Genomic DNA, 19,687 nt, shown 5'->3' with positions numbered 1-19,687 from the left:
TCAATCAGTCACATTATGTTTTTAGACCCGGATAAACGATTTTTCCTTGGCCGCTTTGTAAGCAGCGAACTTGCCACCTACTAATTATAATTGTTCATCAAAGTGGCAAAACTGGCCCCCTTGACCCAATCTGCCAACGCATCTTCGGCCCGTTGGATGGCCACATCAAGGTCGCTGCGTTCTGCCGGTGTGAATTTCCCCAGGACGTGGCTGACCACCGTGCCATGTTGCGGGTGATCAATCCCGACTTTTACCCGGTTAAACTGATCCGTCCCTAAGTGCGCGATGATGCTCTTTAAACCGTTGTGACCCCCGGACTTGCCGTGGGTTTTTAAGCGGACCTTGCCCACGGGCATGTCTAAGTCGTCATTGACGATTACCAAATCATCCAGCGTCAAATCATAATAATCCAAAAGCGGCTTAACCGCCCGCCCCGATTCATTCATAAAGGTCGTCGGCTTCACTAACAAAACCTTTTCCCCGTGCACCATTCCAGAAGCCACCACTGCTTCAACCTTGGCGTGCGTAAAAGCGCCAAGGTGGTAATCACGAGCAAACTGTTCCACAACCATAAAGCCAGTATTATGGCGGGTTTCATCGTAACGTGTCCCGATGTTGCCCAAGCCAACAATCATTTTCACTGTTCTTTCACCTCAATGTTTTTTGTCAATCCCTTTTATTATACCGAACTTTCCACAATAGGCGAAGCCGAAACCCTTGGCGAAGTTTACCCGAAAATCACTTTTCTTTCTCATCCCCCTCTCATTTTCAAACCATTTGTGGTATGATGATGGACGGCAGAAAAGCGTACGGAATTAAGGAGTCAATTATGATTTTTAAATCTCTCATTAAGCCTAAGGAAACCCTCACGACCTTGTCAGAAGATGCCACTTTGGCCGAAGCATTAACCGTCTTAGAGGATTCGGGCTACCGCTGTGTGCCGGTCTTGGATCCGACCGGGACCCTGTTTCGCGGCAACATCTATAAAATGCACCTTTACCGGCATAAATCCCGCGGGGGCGACATGAGCCTGCCGGTAACGGCACTGCTGAAAAACGCGACGAAATTCATTTCAATTAAAGCATCTTTTTACACCGTGTTCTTTACCATCCGGGATTTGCCTTACATCGCGGTCCTCGACGGCGATAATCATTTCTACGGGATCTTAACCCATAACAGCTTGCTGAAGCTCTTAGCCGAAGCTTGGAACGTCAACGCCGGCAGTTACGTCTTAACCATCCGGGTCCCTGATGAACGGGGCGACCTGTCCACGTTAGCCAAGGAAATCACCCGTTTCACTCAAATTGTCAACGTGATTTCGCTGGCGCCTCACGATGACCAAACCAAAGAAATCCTGTTTACCTTACCGGCCGACGTAGACGAAACCCGGCTCAATCGCATCGTCAAGCGCCTGAACCGGCGGGGCTATGAAGTGGTTGAAATCGAAGACTTGCATCCTTAATAAACCAAAACAACCTGAGGAAAAAGCATCCTTTTCCTCAGGTTGTTTTTTACTTTAGACATGAACACTGATCCGCAAAGCATGATCAACCCGTTTCATCACCAACGGGCCCAAGTGGGTCACCCGTTGGCGCAAACGTTGTTTATCAATGGTCCGCACCTGTTCCAATAAAATCATCGAATTTTTGGCAATGCCGGATTCGGCGGCCGCTAAAAAGACGTGGGTAGGCAAACGGTGTTTGGTCAGCTTGGTCGTAATCGCTGCCACAATCACCGTGGGACTGTGGAGATTTCCAACGTCATTTTGCACGATTAAAACTGGGCGCACCCCACCTTGTTCCGAGCCAAGCACCGGATCCAACGCGGCGTAATACACGTCGCCCCGCATGATTTCTTGCGTCCGCTTAAATTCAGCCATTATTCCCGATACTCCCGGGCCAACCGGTCACTTAAGCCGGTCAGTACTTCATAATTAATGGTCCCTAATCGATCAGCCAAATCGGTCGCCGTAATCTCCGCATCCCCCGACTTGCCAATCAATACGACCTTGGTCCCCACCGGTAGGGCTTGAGGCAGCCGGACCATAAATTGATCCATGCAAATCCGACCTAAGATTGGGCAGCGTTGCCCGTTAATCAACACACTTCCCCCCGAAAGGCTACGCGGGTAACCATCCGCATACCCAACCGGGACCGTGCCGACCCATTCATCCGTTGGGGCCGTGTAAGTGGCTCCGTAACTAACCGACGCGCCCTTTTTGAGCTGCTTCACAAAGGTCAGCCGCGCTTCCAACGCGGTCACCGGCTGCAGGGACCAGGTTGGCGTTAGTTCACGCCCTGAGGGATTACAGCCATACAGTGAAATCCCCATCCGCACGTAATTAACGGCGACTTGGTCCGAATGCCATAAGGCCGTTGCCGAATTAGCCGCGTGGACATAGCGGGGTTTTTCCTTGACCACTGCCAACATCGCCTGCCACTTGGCGACTTGCGCCTTAAAATATTGATCATCGGCACTGTCAGCCGTTGCAAAGTGGGTAAACAGACCTTCAAATTCAAAATGGGGGTCGGCCAACAAGGCCACGGCTTCTTGCAGGGCCGCCGGATCGGTAAAGCCAATCCGGCCCATGCCAGTGTCGATTCCTAAGTGAACCTTTAACGGGGTCGTCAGCTGGCTGGCTTGGGCAAGTTGCAAATAAGCCTTCAACCACGCCACATCCCCCACCGTTAGTGAAATACCGGCCCGGGCGGCCACTGGTGCATATTGAACTGGGGTAATCCCTAAGACCAAGGTTAACTGGTTAACCCCCGCCGCTCGCAACGCCAGCCCTTCGTCCAAGAGGGCCACGCAAAAACCGCCAACTGCCGGTTCATCCTTTAAAGCATTGACCACTGGTACCAATCCGTTGCCATACGCATTGGCTTTTACGACGGGTAAAATTTGACTCCCAGCTGGCAATTGGGCCAACTGGGTCCGGAAATTATGCTTGAGGGCTGCCAAATCAACGACCACCTTGGCGTCCCGTAATTGTGCACTAATCATGCGTTTTCACTTCTTTCCAAAATTACAAAGCTCAGCGCTAAGGCGTTGGTATGACTGATTGACACCCAGACCGTCCCCGAGTGCGGCGAACGCGTCACTTCTGGTTTGCCCCGCGCATTATTTAAAACCTCAATATCTTGAAAGCCGACTTGCTTGCCGATCCCGGTCCCCCAGGCCTTGCTAAAGGCTTCCTTGGTGGCCCAACGACCGCCAACGTATTCCACCAGCCGTTGGCCATGCAATTGTTGGGCCTGGGCTTGCTCCTGCGGGGTTAAGACCCGCTTCAAAAATTGATCATTGCGCGCTAAGGCCCGTTCAACCGGGGCTAAATCTTGGATATCGGTTCCCGTTCCGACAATCATGGCCTAATCCTCTTTATGGTGGAGGCGGAAAGCTGGCTTTTGATTGCCATCGCGGTGGCGCCGGTGATTGTTGCGCCGACCATTGAAGTGCCGTTGGGATTCCCGGTGGAAGTTGCGGCGGTTGCCCTTCCCGTGCCCCCGAAAACCACCCTTGCGATCATTTTTCCGCCGGGGCAGGGGCCGTTCAGGCGTAATCTTGACCGGCACTTGTTCCGCGGAATCCTTGGTCAGATCATTCAATAAGGCCGCGACCAGTTCAACGGCCGGATGATCTTCCAAGAGCTGGGCGGCCGCTTCTTGGTACTTTTCCGTCGTCGGGTCTTGAATCAAAGTCTGAATGTCATTGACCGCACTGGCCACTTGCCCGCGGAAGGCCTCTTCTTCGGTTGGCGGCTTCAATGGCAGCATCCGCACCTTCGTCAGCTTTTCGATTTCGTGCAGATAGTCCATTTCGTTGGGCGTCACAAACGTTAACGACACCCCGTGGTGCCCGGCCCGCCCCGTCCGGCCGATCCGGTGCACGTAAGAATCGGGATCGGATGGAATATCGTAGTTATAAACGTGGGTTACGCCCGAGATATCCAAGCCCCGCGCGGCCACATCAGTTGCCACTAAAATATCCAATTCGCCGGCCTTGAAGCGCTTCATGATTTTCGTCCGGCGTTCCTGGGTCAAGTCACCGTGAATGCCAGCCGCATTGTACCCCCGCGCCAACAAGCCCCGGGATAATTCATCCACCCGGCGTTTGGTCCGCCCAAAGACGATCGTTAAGTCCGGATCTTGGACATCGATTAAGCGCGTCATAATATCAAACTTCTCGTAATCCTTCGCCCGGATGTAGTATTGGTCCACCAAGTCCGTCGTCAATTCCTTGGCCGCAATCTTCACCGTTTGCGGGTCTTGCATAAATTGGACGCCGATCTTTTTAATTGCTGGTGGCATCGTAGCGGAAAACAGCAAGGTTTGCCGGGTCGCTGGCGTTTCTTTGATGATTGCTTCAATATCATCCAAAAAGCCCATGTTCAACATTTCGTCGGCTTCGTCCAAAACTAAGGTCTGCACGTGGTCTAATTGGACCGTTTGCCGGTTGAGGTGATCCCGCAGCCGCCCCGGGGTCCCCACCAAAATTTGGGGATGCTGTTTCAGCGCCTTAATTTGGCGGCGAATATCCGCCCCACCGTATACAACTTGCACCTTCACGTGCTTATCCCGTCCCAAACGGAACAGCTCTTCTTGCGTTTGGATGGCCAACTCCCGGGTCGGCGAAATAATAATCGCTTGGATGGCGGGATTATCCAAATCAACGTGTTCCAACAATGGCAACCCGAATGCCGCCGTCTTCCCGGTCCCGGTCTGGGCTTGCCCAATCACGTCTTGGCCCGCTAAGACCAGGGGAATGGTCTGTTCTTGAATGGGGGTTGCTTCTTCATAACCACTCTTCTGAATCGCTCGTAATAAATTCTTTGATAAACCTAGTTCGCCAAATTTCAAATTGTCACCTCATGTTACTTGATTGTTTTAGTAAGTTCGTGGAAAAGCCCTTATTTATAACGCAAAATTGCGGCAAGGAGGCTTTCATTTCCGTTGCCGCAACGTTTTGAACTGCTATTCTGCTGTTTGGCGCAGGACGGCTAAGGTCTGCTCCAAGTGTAAGCCATGGCTGGCCTTGAGCAAGACCACATCCCCCGCTTGCAAATCTGCGGCCAAGGCTTGGGCCATTTCAGCCTGAGCAGTCGCTGCAAAGTAGTGCAAGTCACTGGTCGGGTAGCCTTGAGCCAATAAGCGATCCCGCAAAGCGGCCATTTCGGTCCCGATCAAGTAGACTTCAGCAAATTGTTCATGACTGATACTGTCCGCCAAGCTTGCGTGCAATTCCGCGCTCGCCGCGCCGAGTTCCAACATATCCCCTAAGACCAACACCTTTTTCCCTTGGGCGGGCACTTCGGTCAAGGTCTTAACGACCTCTTTGACCGCCGTCGGATTCGAATTATAAACGTCCGATAAAATACGTTCCCCATTTTGCCCCAGGACCCATTCCGTGCGGTTGGCCGTCAGATCAAAGTGCGCCAACGCCTGCTTCATGTGGGCTGGGGTCACGTGCAGCAAGCGGCCGACTTCCATCGCCGCCAAGGCATTGTTGACGTTGTATTCCCCCACCACTGGGATGGTAAAGGTTTCGTCTGGCCATTCATTGACTTTAAAAGTTACGTGATCATCCGCCGGGGTGACACTGGTCGCGTAAAGATCATTGTCCAATTGGCGCCCAAAGGTCCGGTGGGCTTGGGCCAACTCCTTCACCCGGGCCTGTAACAACGGTTCGTCCCCATTAAAGACCAAATACCCATCTTCTTGGAGCCCATGGGTAATTTCCATCTTGGCATCGGCAATCTTATCACGGGTGCCAAAGAATTCAATGTGGGCTTCCCCAATCATCGTAATCACGGCAATATCAGGCGTGGCCAGCCGACTCAAGGCATCCAATTCACCAAAATGGTCCATCCCCATTTCAACCACCACTGCCTCGGTGCTGGCATCCATGTTCAACAGCGTCACTGGCACCCCAATGTCATTATTGAAGTTGGCGTGGGTCTTGGTGACGTTCATTTGGGTCGCCAGGATGGCTGCAATCATGTCTTTAGTGGTCGTCTTGCCATTGCTGCCGGTTACCGCCACAACCATTGGATTAATCTTATGCAAGTAGTACTTGCCAAGGGCCTGCAAAGCCGCCAGGGGATCGTCGACTACCAAGCGGGGGTGGCCGTCAGCGATGTAATCGTGATCCGCCGCCCACAAGGCTGCCGCCGCCCCGTTTTCGAAGGCATTCGCGACAAATTTATGCCCATCCTGAGCGCCGGCCAATGGCACAAATAAAGCCCCCGGGTTCAGCGTCCGACTATCAAACGCCACACTGGTAACCGTTAAATCTTGCCATTGGGAAATGTCATTTTGCGCCTGCACCGCTTTAGCGATTTCGGCTAATTCCATTTTCATCGGTTTACTTCCTCTTCTTCTGATCTCGTATTAGTCAATTATTGATTATATCACTGAACGAAGTGTGAAGCGAACCACCAACCAAAAAAGAGGGCCGCGGCCCTCAATTCCTTGTTCACTTACATTTGTTTCAAACGTTCAATCCGCGCGTCCAGCGGCGGGTGGGTATCAAAAAGATGACTGAACTTTTCCCCGGCCGGTTCATTAATGTACAGGGCCGAACTGTTCGGGTCAGCATTTTGCATGGCTGGCGCGCCTTTTAAGGCTTCCAATGCTCGGATCATGCCCTGGGGATTACGCGTCAGTTCAACGGCCCCCGCATCAGCCAGGTATTCCCGGTTGCGCGACAGTGCCATCTGCGCAATTGACGCGGCTAACGGCGCTAAAATAATCAACAGCAAGGATCCCACCATGGCCAAGGCGCCACCGCCATCCCGCCGGTCATCATCGCGATTGGCCCCACCAAACCACCAAGCGTGGCTGGCAAAGTTCACCAATAAGCCAATCGCTGACGCTAGGGCCAAGGCAATCGTTTGCAAGCGAATATCATAATTCCGGACGTGGGTCATTTCGTGGGCCATTACCCCCTCTAATTGTTCCCGGTCCATGAGCTGTAACAAGCCAGTGGTTGCTGCCACTGCCGCATGCTCAGGATTGTTCCCGGTCGCAAAGGCATTGGGACTGGGATCATCAATGACAAAGACCCGTGGCATTGGGACTTGGGCCACCAAGGCCATGTCTTCGACCACGTGCCATAGGGCTGGAAACTGGTCCGCACTGGTAATTTCATGCGCATTATTCATCCGCATCACGACATCCGTGGATTGCCCGATCATCACCGAAGTATAGATCAACGCAATAATCAACGCAATCACAACCCCGCCGGCCGCACTGCCGGCAAAGAGCCGGCCCACCGCCGCCCCGATCAGGGCCACCAACAGGGTAAAACCGGCCATGACGTAGATCGTGCGGCGCTTATTCATCGCAATTTGTTGGTATAACATCGCCCAACCCCTAGTCTAAATCATCAAAGGAAACTTGCGGGGCCGCTTTGGCTTCTTGCGGTACTTGCAAGTAATCCAAGGCCGTAAAGTGATGTTTTTTCGCCACGAGGTTGGCCGGGAAGTTTTGAATCTTTGCGTTAAAGTTGGCCACGACCGAATTGTACAATTGGCGCGAGTAGGCAATCTTGTTTTCGGTGTTGCTTAACTCTTCCATCAATTTGCTGTATTCAGCGCTGGCCTTTAAGTCCGGGTAGTTTTCCGCAACTGCGTACAAGGAGTTCAGCGCCCCACTCAGCTTGTCAGAAACTTCCATCAGCTTTTGGTGATCCCCCGCTGGCAAATTAACAATTTGTTGGCGCAACTGGGTGACTTCTTCTAAGGTCTTCTTTTCGTACTTCGAATACCCCTTCACCGTCGCCAAGAGGTTAGGAATCAAATCATTCCGGCGTTGCAGCTGGACGTCAATTTGGCTCCATGATTCATCCGCATGCGTCTTAAGGTTAATCAAACCGTTATAAGTTGCAACATACCAAATGACCACGGCAACGATAACCACCAGCAGAATAATTAAAGCAATCATTAAAAAATTTTTCCTCCTTCATTTTCCGTTTCGTTTATCAGTTAATTGTACCAAGTCCCCTCCCCCCTGACTAGCCAAATCCCTTTTCTTTCCGTATCATTGATTTAGTTCATGATTTGGAGGGAAAAAATGAAAGTCTTATTTGTCTGCCTCGGCAATATTTGCCGTTCACCAATGGCCGAAGCGATGTTTTATCACGACTTGCAAACCGCCGGCTTAACTGACCAGGTTGAAGTTGCTTCAGCGGCCACGTCCAGCTATGAAGAAGGAAACCGGCCCCACCCGGGCACCCAAAAGATCCTGGCCAAGTACGGGCTTGATGATCGCCACCACCGTTCCCGCCCGCTGACGGCGGCCGACTTTGCCGAATATGATCTGATTATCGGTATGGACGATATGAACATGGCCGATTTAAAACGCCGGGCCCCCAAGCAATACCAAGATCGCCTGTTTGCGATTAACGACTTAACTCCTGGCCACCAGGGTGAGGCGATCCCCGATCCGTGGTATACCCACCGCTTTCAAGATACTTACGACAGCTTAAAGCGGGCCTTGCCGTATTGGTTGGCCTACGTCCAAAAACACCTTTAAACATAAAAAAGCGACGCCTTCATCACGAGACGTCGCTTTTTGCTTACTGAATTTGGGTAATTTGCTTGGTCGCTTGGTTGTAATCATAGATCCCAATAAAGTTGGCAATCGTTTTGTCGGAATTATCCTGCCGGACTTCGAAGCGGTAAACGTCCCCGTTCTTGCTGATCGGCATAATCCCGTAGCCTTCCTTATTGAAACCAGCCTGGTTGGCAAAACTGCTGATGACATCCTCGCTCGTCGCACTGGCGGCCGCCGCATTGGCCACGGGTTGGTTGCTTGGCATTGGCGCCCCCGTCCCCGTACTTTCCTTAGCCGAGGCAATCTGGCTGCGCAACTTGCCATAAGCCGACTTCATCGTGGCACTGGACGATTTGACCGTCGACAAACTGGTCGTGGCTTCGTCTAAATTGTTCTTCTTCAGGCTTTCCTTGGCGGCCAAGTAATTCCGGAGGTCCCGGCGTAAGGCCTTGGTCGTCGTCGTTTGGTGGTCCACCTCATTTAAGGTGTCTAGGGCCGCTTGGTACTTGCCCTGACTGATTAAGTGATTGGCTTGTTTAACGGCTTTCGCGGCCGCACTGGTCGTTTGGCTCGTCGTGGATGAGGATGAATTATCGCTAGTGGCTTTTGAACTGCCACAAGCCGCCAGCGACAACGCCATCCCCAACGCGGCGGTACTGATTAAAATGCGCTTGGTAATTTGGCTGCTCATAAATTATCCTCCATCCTATTAATGCCAAGTATCATTGCCCCCAGGGGAGCTAGTAACATTATTGTAACATTTCTCGGCTTGTTCGTCACTTTTGCTTCGGAAGCGCTTTTTTCGTTGCCAATGGCCGCAAGGTTCGGCCAAATTTAACTTGCACCGGCAAAACCACTTCGGTTGGCGTCGCTTGTTGTTGCAACTTAGCTTCCAAGAGTTCAACCGCCCGGGCGGCCATTTCACTCAGGGGTTGAATCACCGTCGCTAATTGCGGGAGGAGCCGCTGGGTGGTTTGGGTCCCGTCATAACCAATGATTTGCAGTTGTGTCGGAACCGCGTAACCATTTTCCAGCGCTAAGTCCAACAGGGTCGCTGCATCCAAGTCGTTGCTGGCAAAGATCGCATCTACTTCCGGATGTTCCGTAAAAATCCGCTGGAGACTGGCCCGATTTTGCACCGGATCAGGCAAACTCGGGTAGGTGTACGCTGGCCAGCCATGTGCTTGCATCACCGCTTCATAGGCGCGTTGGCGCGCAGTGTCTTGAGCATTTAGTGGCGATAGATCATCCGTGTGAATGATATGCCGGGCCCCGCGGGCAATCAAGGCGTCACAAGCCGCCACTGCCCCCGCATAGTTGTCCGAAGCAACGACCGGAATATCAGCCCGCAAAAACCGATCGACGGCCACGATTGGCAAGTTAGCGTGCTGATATTCGGGCAGATCCGCATTGTGCGTAGCGATAATCAAACCGTCCACCTGCCGGCCCAACAGTTGCTGTAAATATTGCCGTTCCTTGCCAGGATCGTTCAACGCCCCACTGACCAAAACTTTATATCCCCGTTTAAACAGCCGCTGTTCCAATTCGGCAGTCAACTCACCGAAAAAAGGGGTCGCCACCGTCGGGACAATGATGCCGATCACGTTGGTTCGTTGGGTATGCAGCTGTTGGGCAATCACGTTGGGATGGTAATTTAATTCGGCCATTGCGGCTTCGACCTTTTCGATCGTTTTTTGACTCAAGTACCCCCGGCGGTTGATCACCCGCGAAACCGTGGCCTTCGAAACCCCGGCTAATTCAGCGACGTCTTCTAACTTAATCTTCTTGTTCACATTCTCAATCCTTACCTGCTTCAAATTAACGTGTTAATTTTAGCAGAGCACTCGGGGGCGATGCAAAAAACGGACCGGGCCAAGCCCGATCCGTTTGGTCTCCCGCGTCCGGTTGCGGGAGTTAAGGTAAAGTAAGTTTTCCGCTATCCAGGAGAGATATAGGTATTAGTTTTGTTCCATCACGACTTGGCCATTCGCGGTAATGGTGAAGGTCTTGTTAGCGGCATCAGCCACCAGAACGGCCTCATTTTGACCGGCTGCATCCGTGCGCACGATCTTGATCGTCGTGTCACTTGGCGTCGTGACTTCAATTGCCCCCTCAAGGTCAAAGGCCGCAAATTCATTGCGCCAGGTCAATAATTGCAACAGGTTGGCAACCACGGGCCGTTGGACTTCCTTGGCCACTTCTGCTTTCGTGTAGTAGTGCCGGTTGATGTTGCGCCCTTCCTTGGTTTCTTCCAGCAACTTCAAATCATTGCTGCCGGCCAACAAACCAACATAGTAGACCATCGGAATCCCCGGGGCAAAGATTTGGAAGGCCCGGGACAAGAGGTAAGCCCGGTCGTTATCGCCGAGGGCCGAGTAATAGGTTGAATTGATTTGGTAGATGTCTAAGTTGTTGTATTCAGCTGACGAGTACTTCCGCTTCACGTTAGCCCCCACCTTGTACAGTTCATTGGAGGCATATTCGATTTCTTCGTCGGTCAGGATATCCTTGGCATCTACCACCCCGATCCCATCATGGGTGTCCAAAGTGGTAAATTGCTTCATCGGACTCATCTTTAACCACTTGGCCAACCGGGCCGTCTTCCCGGAGTACAAGGTGTACAGGGTCGTCATTGGCAAGGTAAAGTCGTAAATAAAGAAATCATGAGCCGAAATCTTTTGGGGAATCGTGTAGTGTTCGTGAATTTCCGGCAAGATTTCCGCCTTATAAGGGGCCAAGATTGCTTGCACTTCATTTAAGAGGTCCCAAATTTCTGGTTCCACGAAAAAGTCGTTGGTATCAACCTTCTTAATTGCGTAGGCAAAGGCGTCTAGGCGAATCATGTCGGCCCCGTGCTTGACCATGTCAATCAGCGTTTGCTTAAAGAAGGCATTGGCGACTTGACTCTTGACGTTGATGTCAATTTGTTCTTCCCCAAAGGTGTTCCATAAGTGTTCCACCGTCCCATCGGCAAATTCGATGGCTTGCTTCGGCGCCTTGTCCTTGCGCTTGTAGATTAAATCCACATCGGCTTGGGTTGGCCGCTGAGCGCCGGCTTGTTCCCAGAACTTTTCCCAGCGAATGAAGAAATCGGCGTACTTGGAATCATCGTGCTTGGCCTTAAAATCTTGGTACATTTCTGATTTCTTAGAAATGTGGTTGATCATAAAGTCAAACATCAAGTAGTAGTCTTCCCCTAAAGCTTCGACATCATCCCAATCCCCAAAAGCCGGGTCGACAACATCATAGCGGTACGGAGCAAAGCCGCGGTCCCCGGTTGACGGGAAGAATGGCAATAAGTGGACCCCACCAATTGCGTCCTTGATGTAAGTCTTTAAGACTTCGTGGGTTTCCTTAATGTCTTTTCCCATCGAATCGGAATAGGTAATCAGCATTGCTTTGTTCTGAATCGGCATGGTAATTCCTCCAAAAAGTTTAAATTAATGATTTTCGACAACGTTTCGACTTTGCGACCACCGGGCCACCCAAATGCCAGCGGCAATCATGAGCAAGCTCAGCCCATAGACCCAAAACGGTGCGGCCAGCCCTGGTCCGCTCATCGGCTGGCCTAAGAGGTCATTTAAGGCCGCGGCCAAGCTTGGTGAGAAAAAGGCCCCGAAGTTAAAACCAATCAACACCAAGGACGTAACTAGGGGTTGCTGGTGCTGCGGTGCTAAGTTGGGTAACAAATTAAAGATCAACGGTGACACTAACTGCAGGGGGAAGCCAATTAATAACAAGCCCGCGACCAATAAGCCGAAGTTGGCTTGGCCCCAGTAAAACAAGAAGTTCGCCAGGGCCATGACCAGCAAGCCCAAGTAGACGGTGCCAAAGCCCAGCCACTTTTGTAAGCTCCCGTAACAAAGGCCCCCCAGCGTGGCGCCGATCAACATCAGGGATAAGAAGTTCGCCGCCCCCGTATACTGGGCCCCTTTAAGGACGACCGCCAAGCTGGCGAAGCGATTTTCCATCCCGACGTAATCGACCACCAAGAAGAAGGCAAAGGCCACTAACAGCGCCACCATTGGGCTGATTTGGCTTGGCTGCCCCGCCGCGGCGTGCGACGTTGGTTGGGTTGGATCAGCCGCGCCAACTTGATCCTCGGGCACGCGCCAGGCAAAGAAGCCCAACGCGACAAATGCCAATAAATAAACCAGGAAGGAGGCGTGCCAGCCACTGACGGTTAACAAAATCCCCGCCACAAAGAGGGTAAAGGCTTGGCCAATTTGTTCCGCGGCTGCCCGCCACCCTAACATCTGCGCCCGGGTTGGCTCTTGGTACCAAACCGAGATCAAAGCAATCGCCTGGGAGTTGTAAAGCCCAAAGCCGGCCCCCAACAAGAGCCGTGAGGCCAGGATCACCCAGTAGTTTTGGATGTTAAAGAAGGGCACGACCCCCATGACCCCCACCAGGGTCACGCCGGCCATAATCATTTGCTTATCGGAAATCTTCAGGCTGGCTTGCAACAGCGGCGACAAAACCACAAAAATCATTACCGCAAACGCCGGCATCGTGGCTAAATACTCTGCTTGCGTTTGCGTTACGTGCAGCGCTGCCTTTAGCTGTGGCAAGGCCCCCTGCACCGCATAAGCACTGGTCAGCATAAACGAGACCGATAAAAAGGCCAGTTTGGTGACCAATGAATCTTTGCTTGTTTTCACAATCAAAACTCCATTTCAACTGGGGCGAACCGATCACGTCCCCCCAGGTTCTCTCTTAATGTGCGTTTCGAAACTATCAAGAGGTTATCATTTGAAGCGGTTTCTGTCAATCGATTGACAGAAAAAATAATCCAGCTAATGTTAATCGATTGACACAAATGCTTGAGCCACATGGGATTAGGCCTCGTGGTGGTTCGTGAATTTTTTCTCAAACCAACGTAAAAAAAGGACCGGCCCCGCTATCGCGTTGCCGATCCTTTCAATTTCAAATCAATTTTAGTTCGCTTCGCCCTCTTGCTTAAACCGTTCGTTAAACAAAGGACTCACAGGCCGGTTTTCGTTGATCCGCTTGATAGCTGCACCAATCAATGGGCCGACGGATACCTGCTTAATCTTTGCAATTTGTTTTTCTTCTGGCAGACGAATCGAATCGGTTACGACGACTTCTTTGATCGGTGCCGCCGCTAAACGTTCAATCGCCGGGCCCGATAAGACCGCGTGGGTACAAGAAACGTAAACTTCCTTAGCCCCCGCATCCATCAAGGCTTGGGCCCCCTTGGAGATCGTCCCGGCCGTATCAATCATGTCGTCGATCATGATGCACTTTTTGCCCTTGACGTCCCCAATGATGTTCATAATCTTCGCCACGTTCGCCTTTGGCCGCCGCTTGTCAATAATGGCAATTGGCGCCTTTAAAAATTCGGCCAAAGCCCGGGCCCGCACAACCCCACCGTGGTCAGGGGAGACCACGACGGCTTCTTTGGCGACCCCTTCGCGCAAGAAGTAGTCGGCCAACAGGGGTGCCCCCATCAGGTGATCGACTGGAATATCGAAGAACCCTTGAATTTGCGCCGCGTGCAAGTCTAAGGCAATTACCCGGTCGACCCCGGAATTTTGCAGCATGTTGGCCACCAGCTTGGCCGTAATTGGTTCCCGAGACCGGGCCTTGCGGTCTTGACGCGCATAGCCGTAGTACGGAATTACCACGTTGATCGTCTTGGCGCTGGCCCGCCGCAAGGCATCAACTAAAATCAACAGTTCCATCAAATTGTCATTGACCGGCGCTGACGTCGATTGAATGACGTAAACATTGTCGCCACGAATACTTTCCTCAATGTTGATTTGAATTTCGCCGTCACTAAAGCGATCCACGGCTAATTTCCCCAATTCAACCCCGACTTCATCGGCAATTTTTTGTGCCAATGGTCGGTTGGAACTCAAAGCAAAAATCTTGAGCTTGGAATCAAAATAACGTTCTTTCATTAGGCCCTCCAAAGCAAAAATACTCCCTAGCTATCCACTATTAATAATATTAACAAGTGGACAAAAATGCAAGAATTACCACGGGAGTTTCTTGGCGTAATCGGCCTTATTGGTCTGCCGGGCCCGCGCGATTGCCATATCGTACTGGTTCGTATCGTCAGTAATCGTGGAACCGGCGGCAACAAAGGAGTCAGCCGCAATGTTGACTGGCGCCACCAAATTCGAGTTGGACCCAATAAAGGCGTGGTCGCCAACATTGGTATGGTGCTTTTTGGCCCCATCGTAGTTCACAAAGACGACCCCGCAGCCGACGTTGATGTCCTTGCCTAACGTCGCGTCCCCGACGTAGGATAAGTGGCCAATCTTGGTGCCTTCCCCGATGTAGGCCTTCTTGATTTCACAGAAGTTGCCAATGTGGACATCCTTGCCAATTTCGGCTTGCGGGCGCAGGTGGCTGTTGGGACCAATGTCAGACCCATCGTGCATTTCGGCTTCTTGCAAAGTCGAAGCCGTCACCGTGACGTTGTCATGCAGGGTCGAATCAATGATCCGCGACCCGGCACTGATGTAGCAGTCGCTGCCGATCACGGTGTGGCCCTTGATCACGACGTTGCCTTCCAAGACCGTATCGTTACCGATCTTGACCCCCGCATCAATGTAGGTCGTGGCCGGATCCAGCATTGTCACCCCTTGTTTCATCAGGTTGGCATTGATGCGGGCTTGCATCAGTTGATTGGCCCGGGCCAAAGCGATTCGGTCGTTCACCCCCATTGATTCATCAAAGTCCTTCATCCGGTAAGCCGTCACAACTTCGCCTTGGCCCTTGAGAATTTCAATCACATCGGTCAGGTAGTATTCGCCCTGGGCGTTGTCGTTTTTGAGCAACTTTAAGGCCGCAAAAAGCTTCCGGTTGTCAAAGCAGTAGACCCCGGTGTTGATTTCTTTAATCGCCTTTTCTTCTTCCGTGGCGTCCTTTTGTTCCACGATCCGCTCAACAATCCCGACTTCATTCCGGACAATTCGGCCGTAGCCGGTCGGGTCCGGGGCTTGGGAAGTCAAAATCGTCACGGCCGCCTTGCGTTGGGTGTGGTATTCAAACAGCTTGCGGAAGGTGTCGGCCGTAAACAACGGCGTATCCCCACTGACCACCAGAGTTTGCCCATCCAAATTCGCCAGTAAGTCGGCCGCTTGCATCACCGCGTGGCCGGTCCCCAGCTGTTGCTTTTGCAAAACAAACTTCGCCCGCGTCCCGATCGCTGCTTCGACCGTTTCGGCCCCGTAGCCCACCACGGTAATGATGTTGTCGATTTGGGCGCCTTCCAGCTGGTCTAAGACGTGAGCGACCATCGGCTTGCCACAGACCTGGTGCAAGACCTTGTAGAGCTTGGACTTCATCCGGGTCCCCTTACCCGCGGCGAGGATAATTGCGTTGCGTTGCGTCATGTTATTCGTTCCCTTCTTCAGTAAAGACTTGTGTTAAGAAATTGCCGGCTTGGGCCGTCAGGGAGTCATCAGGGCCAGCCGTGACCTTCAGCAGTGACGTCACGCCCGACACCAGTCGCTCACCGTCAAACTGCCCTTCCGCAAAGACGTTCATCCCAACCAGGTGGGCGTCAAATTCCTTAATGAGTGATTGCATCCCCTTCATGGTACCACCACCCTTTAAAAAGTCATCAATAATTACCACATTCGCCCCTTGCTTGAGGGTCCGCCGGGACAATTCCATCTTTTTGATCCGCTTGGATGAACCCGAGACGTAATTGACGCTAACCGTTGACCCTTCGGTGATGTGAGAACTGTTGCGCACGATCACAAACGGCTTGTTCAAATACATTGCCACGCTTTGGGCCAGCGGAATCCCCTTGGTTTCGACGGTCATAATCACGTCGACGTCCGTATCGATGTATTGAGTGGCAATCAGCTGACCGACTTCGCGCAAAATTTCCGGCCGGCCCAATAAATCGGACAAGTAGACATAGCCCCCTGGCAACAAGCGGGATGGGTCGGCAATCAATTCAACTAAGTCCGCAATGACCCGTTCGGCGTTGGCCTTAGAATACTGGGGCGCAAAAAAGGCCCCCCCGCTGGCCCCGGGGACCGTATCAACCTTGCCAATCCCAAATTCAGCCATCGTCTTTTTGACAATGCTCAAGTCTTCGCTGATCGACGACTTGGCCGCCCCGTAATTTTCGCTAAAGTGCTTTAACGAGACCAGCTTGTGGGGGTGTTCCAACAAGTACCGGGTGATGTCAACTAACCGATTGCTCCGACGAATTTTCATATTTTTCCCTCTTTTCCTTTGGCCTGGCCGGGGGGGCGCCAACTTAACGAAGGGTTCCCCGGCACCAAGCCCGTGCTTTGCGAACTATTTTTTAGGTAAATCCCTTTAAAATGACACGATTACCTTCAAATCATACCATAATCGTTCGGTGTTTGCCGGACTTTTTTCAAAAAGGGGCCGTAATTAAGGAACGTTCGGAAATAGAAAACGCCCCGCGTAATTTCATCCGCGTGGCGTCCACTAAACTATCAGTGCTTCCCAATTTACCAGGAAGCCCTTAAGGTTAATCCACCTGGCGATGCCGATTGGCTATGGCGGCCAGGTAAATTCCGACTTCAATCACCGCGATAAAGAAGCTGACCGGCCAATTAGTCAAATAACCCAGGTACAATCCGGTCCAGGTCCCCGTTAAGGCAAAGAGAATCGCCAAGCCGATCATCTTGGCCGTCCCGGTCGTAAAATACTTAGCGCTGGCTGCCGGCAGGGTCAGCAGAATAAAGATCAACAAGGAGCCCACGATTTGGGCGGCCACACTGACGCTTAGGGCCACCAGCAACAAAAAGATCACGGCAACCACGCGCTCACCGACCCCATTAACCTGGGCGCCGGTCCGATCAAACGAGGAGAACTTCAAGCGCCGGTACAGCAAAAAGATCCCGACCAACACGACCACCGACAAGCCAATTAACTGGTAAACCTCGGCTTGACTGATCCCGACGACACTCCCAAACAAAATGCTGGTCGCAGAACTGGCGGTTTGACTGCTCAACGATAAAAAGAGAATCCCCAACCCGATAAAAAGGGCCGACGTCGCACTGATCACCGCTTCGCGCCGCGATTCTTCGGTACTCATCTGACCAACCATCACCGAACTGGCCATCGTGTACAGCAACATTCCAGCCAGGGGCGACCAACCCATGAAGACGGCAAAGGCTGCCCCAGCAAAACCAATTTCCGACAGGGTATGGGTCAAAAAAGACAGGTTGCGGGCGACGACAAAGACGCCCACTGTCCCGGCTACGACCGCAATAAAGGTACTGGCAAAAAAGGCGTAGCGCATAAAACTTAAAGCAAACACTATTCAGCACCCCCCTTTGGTGAAGCTGGCAACTCGGCAATCGGGCCCGTCGTATAACCGGTCTTGGTCAGGTGCAAAAAGCGGCTGCCGTAGTGCTTGGCCAACTCCCAGTCGTGGGTGATAAACATCACCGTCAAGCCTGCCATTTGAAACTTGGTTACCAAATCCAGCAACTCATACTTCACTTCGTTGTCCAAACTGGCCGTTGATTCATCCAAAATCAAAAGCTGCGGGTGGGCTAACAGGGCTTGGGCCAAGTAGGCGCGCTGCTTTTCCCCCCCGGAAGCGACGCCCAACGGCCGATCGGCCAAGGGCAACAAATTGGTCTGCCGCAAGATGCTGGTGACCTGCTGGCGTTCCTTTTTGCTCAGCCACGGGGTCAGCTTCAAGGGCAGATTCAAGGCGACAAAATCACGGACCGACAGCGGGTAATCACGCGCCAGGTTCCGAAACTGGGGCACGTAGCCCAGGCGTGTCCCGGCGGCAAATTCAATCTGGCCGTGGCGGGGCTTTAACTGATGAAACAGCGCCCGCACCAGGGTGGTCTTCCCGACCCCATTTTCCCCCACGACCACCAGAAATTCGCCTGGTTGAATCTGAAAGGAGAGGTCCCGAATAATCTCGTGTTCTCCGTAAGCTAAGGTTAAATCATTAACAGTCAGTAAAGCGATCTTAATCCCCTCCCTTTTGAATTTGGCGTAAAGCTTGGTATTGACTTTGCATCCACGCAATGTAAGTTTGGTGGTCCGGTTTGGTCTCCGTCACGTTTAAGACCGGAACGCCAGCTTGCTTGGCCCGCTTGACCAGATTCTTCACCGTGGTATCGCTGGCCTGGCTGTTATTGACAAACAGGGCCAATTCGTGCCGGTCAATTTGCGTTTGCAGCTGTTGAATATCGGCCGGCGACGGATCATTGCCATCCTCAATCGCCTTTTCAAAATGGCGATCGACAATCTGATAGCCCAAATCCGTTAAGGCATAGTCAAAGACCGGCTCACTGACCGCGACTTGCTGGCCCGGTTTGACCTGGGCTTTCACCGTGGCAATCGTTTGATCGAGCTGAGCCAATTTTTTCAGATACGCCCGGGCTTGCGTTTGGTAATAGCGGCGGTGAGCCGGATCCAATTGGCCGTATACTTTGGCCAGGTGCTTGGTCAATTTTTTCATCGTGGTCGGGTCGTACCAGACGTGTTCGTTGGCCCCCATTTGCTTGCCGGCCACTTGTTGGCCGACGTTGATGACCGTCTGCTCGGTGGTCGTTGCCTTGGTCATATCACTGAGCCAGTGATCATAGCCCAACCCATTTTCAATCACCACGTTGGCCTGGCTAAGCTCTTTAGCTTGGGCCGTAGTAGGTTGAAATTCGTGGGGATCAGTGGCGGCACTGTTGATAAAGGCCGTCACTTGCCCGTATTTTCCGGCGACGGCCGTGGCCGCTTCGCCATAAAAGTTCAGGCTGGTCACCACCCGAATCGGTTTTTGCGTGGTCACCGGTAAATGCGGCCGCCAATCGGTCACCATTAAGACTAATAAAATTAAGAGGTAGCCCACCAAACCGGCCAGCCCCCAGTATTTTTTCTTCACGTTGCGTTCCTTCCCTCACCCTTATTTATTATTAAATCGTAATGATTATCATTAGAACGAAAGCATCATACACGGCCGCCTGGAAAAATGCAAATCTTTCCCGTTGGCCTGGCTGACCCGGCCACCCTGAGGAAACGTTTACATTTAAAGCCATCGATACCTGCTTTGGCAAGAAAAAGCCGCCAGTCCACCGTTTCTGCCTGCCCCCAGCCACAGGGGCCGGTTAATTGTTACTTTTTTGTGAAAAAGTGGCCCCGGCAAGTCCATT

The 19,687-nt window shown here is 52.2% G+C and carries 20 protein-coding genes; 2 read left to right on the top strand and 18 right to left on the bottom strand.

The features are described 5' to 3' along the window. Window positions 1-80 precede the first annotated feature (80 nt). Window positions 81-641, bottom strand: coding sequence for an aminoacyl-tRNA hydrolase (pth, locus tag BN54_RS07345; protein WP_040470014.1), 561 nt, complete (start codon window positions 639-641; stop codon window positions 81-83). A 188-nt stretch (window positions 642-829) separates the two neighbouring features. Between pth and cbpA the strand changes: the two genes are divergently transcribed. Next, entirely contained in the window at window positions 830-1,462 is a 633-nt protein-coding gene (gene cbpA / locus BN54_RS07340; protein ID WP_019206533.1) for a cyclic di-AMP binding protein CbpA, read from the top strand. A gap of 54 nt (window positions 1,463-1,516) precedes the next feature. On the opposite strand, the gene BN54_RS07335 is transcribed toward cbpA, so the two are convergent. From BN54_RS07335 to BN54_RS07305, 7 genes are all read right to left on the bottom strand, one after another. Beyond that, window positions 1,517-1,879, bottom strand: a complete 363-nt coding sequence (locus BN54_RS07335; RefSeq protein WP_019206532.1) for a type II toxin-antitoxin system PemK/MazF family toxin — start codon at window positions 1,877-1,879, stop codon at window positions 1,517-1,519. Then, complete coding sequence (alr, locus tag BN54_RS07330) at window positions 1,879-3,003, bottom strand: alanine racemase (protein ID WP_019206531.1); 1,125 nt, start codon at window positions 3,001-3,003, stop codon at window positions 1,879-1,881. Before alr ends, BN54_RS07335 begins: the two co-directional genes overlap by 1 nt. Next, the gene (acpS, locus tag BN54_RS07325; RefSeq protein WP_019206530.1) at window positions 3,000-3,365 is read right to left on the bottom strand and encodes a holo-ACP synthase; all 366 of its coding nucleotides are present in this window, start codon (window positions 3,363-3,365) and stop codon (window positions 3,000-3,002) included. The genes alr and acpS overlap by 4 nt, the downstream gene beginning before the upstream one ends. A gap of 3 nt (window positions 3,366-3,368) precedes the next feature. Next, window positions 3,369-4,856 (bottom strand): degradosome RNA helicase CshA, encoded by a 1,488-nt coding sequence (gene cshA, locus BN54_RS07320; protein ID WP_019206528.1) that lies wholly within the window; start codon window positions 4,854-4,856, stop codon window positions 3,369-3,371. A 114-nt stretch (window positions 4,857-4,970) separates the two neighbouring features. Continuing rightward, a complete protein-coding gene (locus tag BN54_RS07315; protein ID WP_019206527.1) occupies window positions 4,971-6,356 on the bottom strand; it encodes a UDP-N-acetylmuramoyl-tripeptide--D-alanyl-D-alanine ligase in 1,386 nt (461 codons plus the stop codon). Window positions 6,357-6,475: 119 nt separating this feature from the next. Continuing rightward, window positions 6,476-7,360, bottom strand: a complete 885-nt coding sequence (htpX, locus tag BN54_RS07310) for a zinc metalloprotease HtpX (protein WP_019206526.1) — start codon at window positions 7,358-7,360, stop codon at window positions 6,476-6,478. 10 nt (window positions 7,361-7,370) lie between these two features. Next, window positions 7,371-7,937 carry a LemA family protein gene (locus BN54_RS07305; protein ID WP_040470053.1) on the bottom strand — a complete coding sequence of 189 codons (567 nt, stop codon included), beginning with the start codon at window positions 7,935-7,937 and terminating at the stop codon, window positions 7,371-7,373. A gap of 132 nt (window positions 7,938-8,069) precedes the next feature. Between BN54_RS07305 and BN54_RS07300 the strand changes: the two genes are divergently transcribed. Beyond that, window positions 8,070-8,531 carry a low molecular weight protein-tyrosine-phosphatase gene (locus BN54_RS07300; protein ID WP_019206524.1) on the top strand — a complete coding sequence of 154 codons (462 nt, stop codon included), beginning with the start codon at window positions 8,070-8,072 and terminating at the stop codon, window positions 8,529-8,531. Between the two features lie 43 nt (window positions 8,532-8,574). On the opposite strand, the gene BN54_RS07295 is transcribed toward BN54_RS07300, so the two are convergent. The 10 genes from BN54_RS07295 to BN54_RS07250 form a co-directional block, all read right to left on the bottom strand. Beyond that, window positions 8,575-9,243: a hypothetical protein gene (locus tag BN54_RS07295; protein WP_019206523.1), complete on the bottom strand. Its 669-nt coding sequence runs from the start codon at window positions 9,241-9,243 to the stop codon at window positions 8,575-8,577. Window positions 9,244-9,328: 85 nt separating this feature from the next. Further along, window positions 9,329-10,369 carry a LacI family DNA-binding transcriptional regulator gene (locus BN54_RS07290; protein WP_268869343.1) on the bottom strand — a complete coding sequence of 347 codons (1,041 nt, stop codon included), beginning with the start codon at window positions 10,367-10,369 and terminating at the stop codon, window positions 9,329-9,331. A 141-nt stretch (window positions 10,370-10,510) separates the two neighbouring features. Further along, window positions 10,511-11,968, bottom strand: coding sequence for a sucrose phosphorylase (gene gtfA / locus BN54_RS07285; RefSeq protein ID WP_019206521.1), 1,458 nt, complete (start codon window positions 11,966-11,968; stop codon window positions 10,511-10,513). 24 nt (window positions 11,969-11,992) lie between these two features. Next, a complete protein-coding gene (locus BN54_RS07280) occupies window positions 11,993-13,156 on the bottom strand; it encodes an MFS transporter (RefSeq protein ID WP_051014619.1) in 1,164 nt (387 codons plus the stop codon). A 333-nt stretch (window positions 13,157-13,489) separates the two neighbouring features. Continuing rightward, complete coding sequence (locus tag BN54_RS07275; protein ID WP_019206519.1) at window positions 13,490-14,476, bottom strand: ribose-phosphate diphosphokinase; 987 nt, start codon at window positions 14,474-14,476, stop codon at window positions 13,490-13,492. Between the two features lie 75 nt (window positions 14,477-14,551). Then, a complete protein-coding gene (gene glmU, locus BN54_RS07270) occupies window positions 14,552-15,919 on the bottom strand; it encodes a bifunctional UDP-N-acetylglucosamine diphosphorylase/glucosamine-1-phosphate N-acetyltransferase GlmU (protein ID WP_019206518.1) in 1,368 nt (455 codons plus the stop codon). A 1-nt stretch (window position 15,920) separates the two neighbouring features. Continuing rightward, window positions 15,921-16,757: a pur operon repressor gene (gene purR / locus BN54_RS07265; protein WP_019206517.1), complete on the bottom strand. Its 837-nt coding sequence runs from the start codon at window positions 16,755-16,757 to the stop codon at window positions 15,921-15,923. Between the two features lie 283 nt (window positions 16,758-17,040). Further along, complete coding sequence (locus tag BN54_RS07260; RefSeq protein ID WP_019206516.1) at window positions 17,041-17,835, bottom strand: metal ABC transporter permease; 795 nt, start codon at window positions 17,833-17,835, stop codon at window positions 17,041-17,043. Continuing rightward, a complete protein-coding gene (locus tag BN54_RS07255) occupies window positions 17,835-18,506 on the bottom strand; it encodes a metal ABC transporter ATP-binding protein (RefSeq protein ID WP_040470048.1) in 672 nt (223 codons plus the stop codon). The genes BN54_RS07260 and BN54_RS07255 overlap by 1 nt, the downstream gene beginning before the upstream one ends. Window position 18,507: 1 nt before the next feature. Next, the gene (locus tag BN54_RS07250) at window positions 18,508-19,419 is read right to left on the bottom strand and encodes a metal ABC transporter solute-binding protein, Zn/Mn family (RefSeq protein ID WP_019206514.1); all 912 of its coding nucleotides are present in this window, start codon (window positions 19,417-19,419) and stop codon (window positions 18,508-18,510) included. Window positions 19,420-19,687 lie beyond the last annotated feature (268 nt).

It is taken from the genome of Limosilactobacillus ingluviei str. Autruche 4 (assembly GCF_000312405.1).
Taxonomy (GTDB): domain Bacteria; phylum Bacillota; class Bacilli; order Lactobacillales; family Lactobacillaceae; genus Limosilactobacillus; species Limosilactobacillus ingluviei.
The sequence above is the reverse complement of the archived record's forward strand: the minus strand, read 5'-3'. Positions and strand labels throughout refer to the sequence as shown.

Bases quoted from the DNA above. Each gene is read 5' to 3' on its own strand.
- BN54_RS07295 (WP_019206523.1), bottom strand. From the start codon at position 9,243: ATGAGCAGCCAAATTACCAAGCGCATTTTAATCAGTACCGCCGCGTTG.
- gtfA (WP_019206521.1), bottom strand. From the start codon at position 11,968: ATGCCGATTCAGAACAAAGCAATGCTGATTACCTATTCCGATTCGATG.
- htpX (WP_019206526.1), bottom strand. From the start codon at position 7,360: ATGTTATACCAACAAATTGCGATGAATAAGCGCCGCACGATCTACGTC.
- BN54_RS07335 (WP_019206532.1), bottom strand. From the start codon at position 1,879: ATGGCTGAATTTAAGCGGACGCAAGAAATCATGCGGGGCGACGTGTAT.
- BN54_RS07275 (WP_019206519.1), bottom strand. From the start codon at position 14,476: ATGAAAGAACGTTATTTTGATTCCAAGCTCAAGATTTTTGCTTTGAGT.
- BN54_RS07300 (WP_019206524.1), top strand. From the start codon at position 8,070: ATGAAAGTCTTATTTGTCTGCCTCGGCAATATTTGCCGTTCACCAATG.
- purR (WP_019206517.1), bottom strand. From the start codon at position 16,757: ATGAAAATTCGTCGGAGCAATCGGTTAGTTGACATCACCCGGTACTTG.
- BN54_RS07280 (WP_051014619.1), bottom strand. From the start codon at position 13,156: ATGCTGACCAGTGCTTATGCGGTGCAGGGGGCCTTGCCACAGCTAAAG.
- acpS (WP_019206530.1), bottom strand. From the start codon at position 3,365: ATGATTGTCGGAACGGGAACCGATATCCAAGATTTAGCCCCGGTTGAA.
- cbpA (WP_019206533.1), top strand. From the start codon at position 830: ATGATTTTTAAATCTCTCATTAAGCCTAAGGAAACCCTCACGACCTTG.
- glmU (WP_019206518.1), bottom strand. From the start codon at position 15,919: ATGACGCAACGCAACGCAATTATCCTCGCCGCGGGTAAGGGGACCCGG.
- BN54_RS07315 (WP_019206527.1), bottom strand. From the start codon at position 6,356: ATGAAAATGGAATTAGCCGAAATCGCTAAAGCGGTGCAGGCGCAAAAT.
- alr (WP_019206531.1), bottom strand. From the start codon at position 3,003: ATGATTAGTGCACAATTACGGGACGCCAAGGTGGTCGTTGATTTGGCA.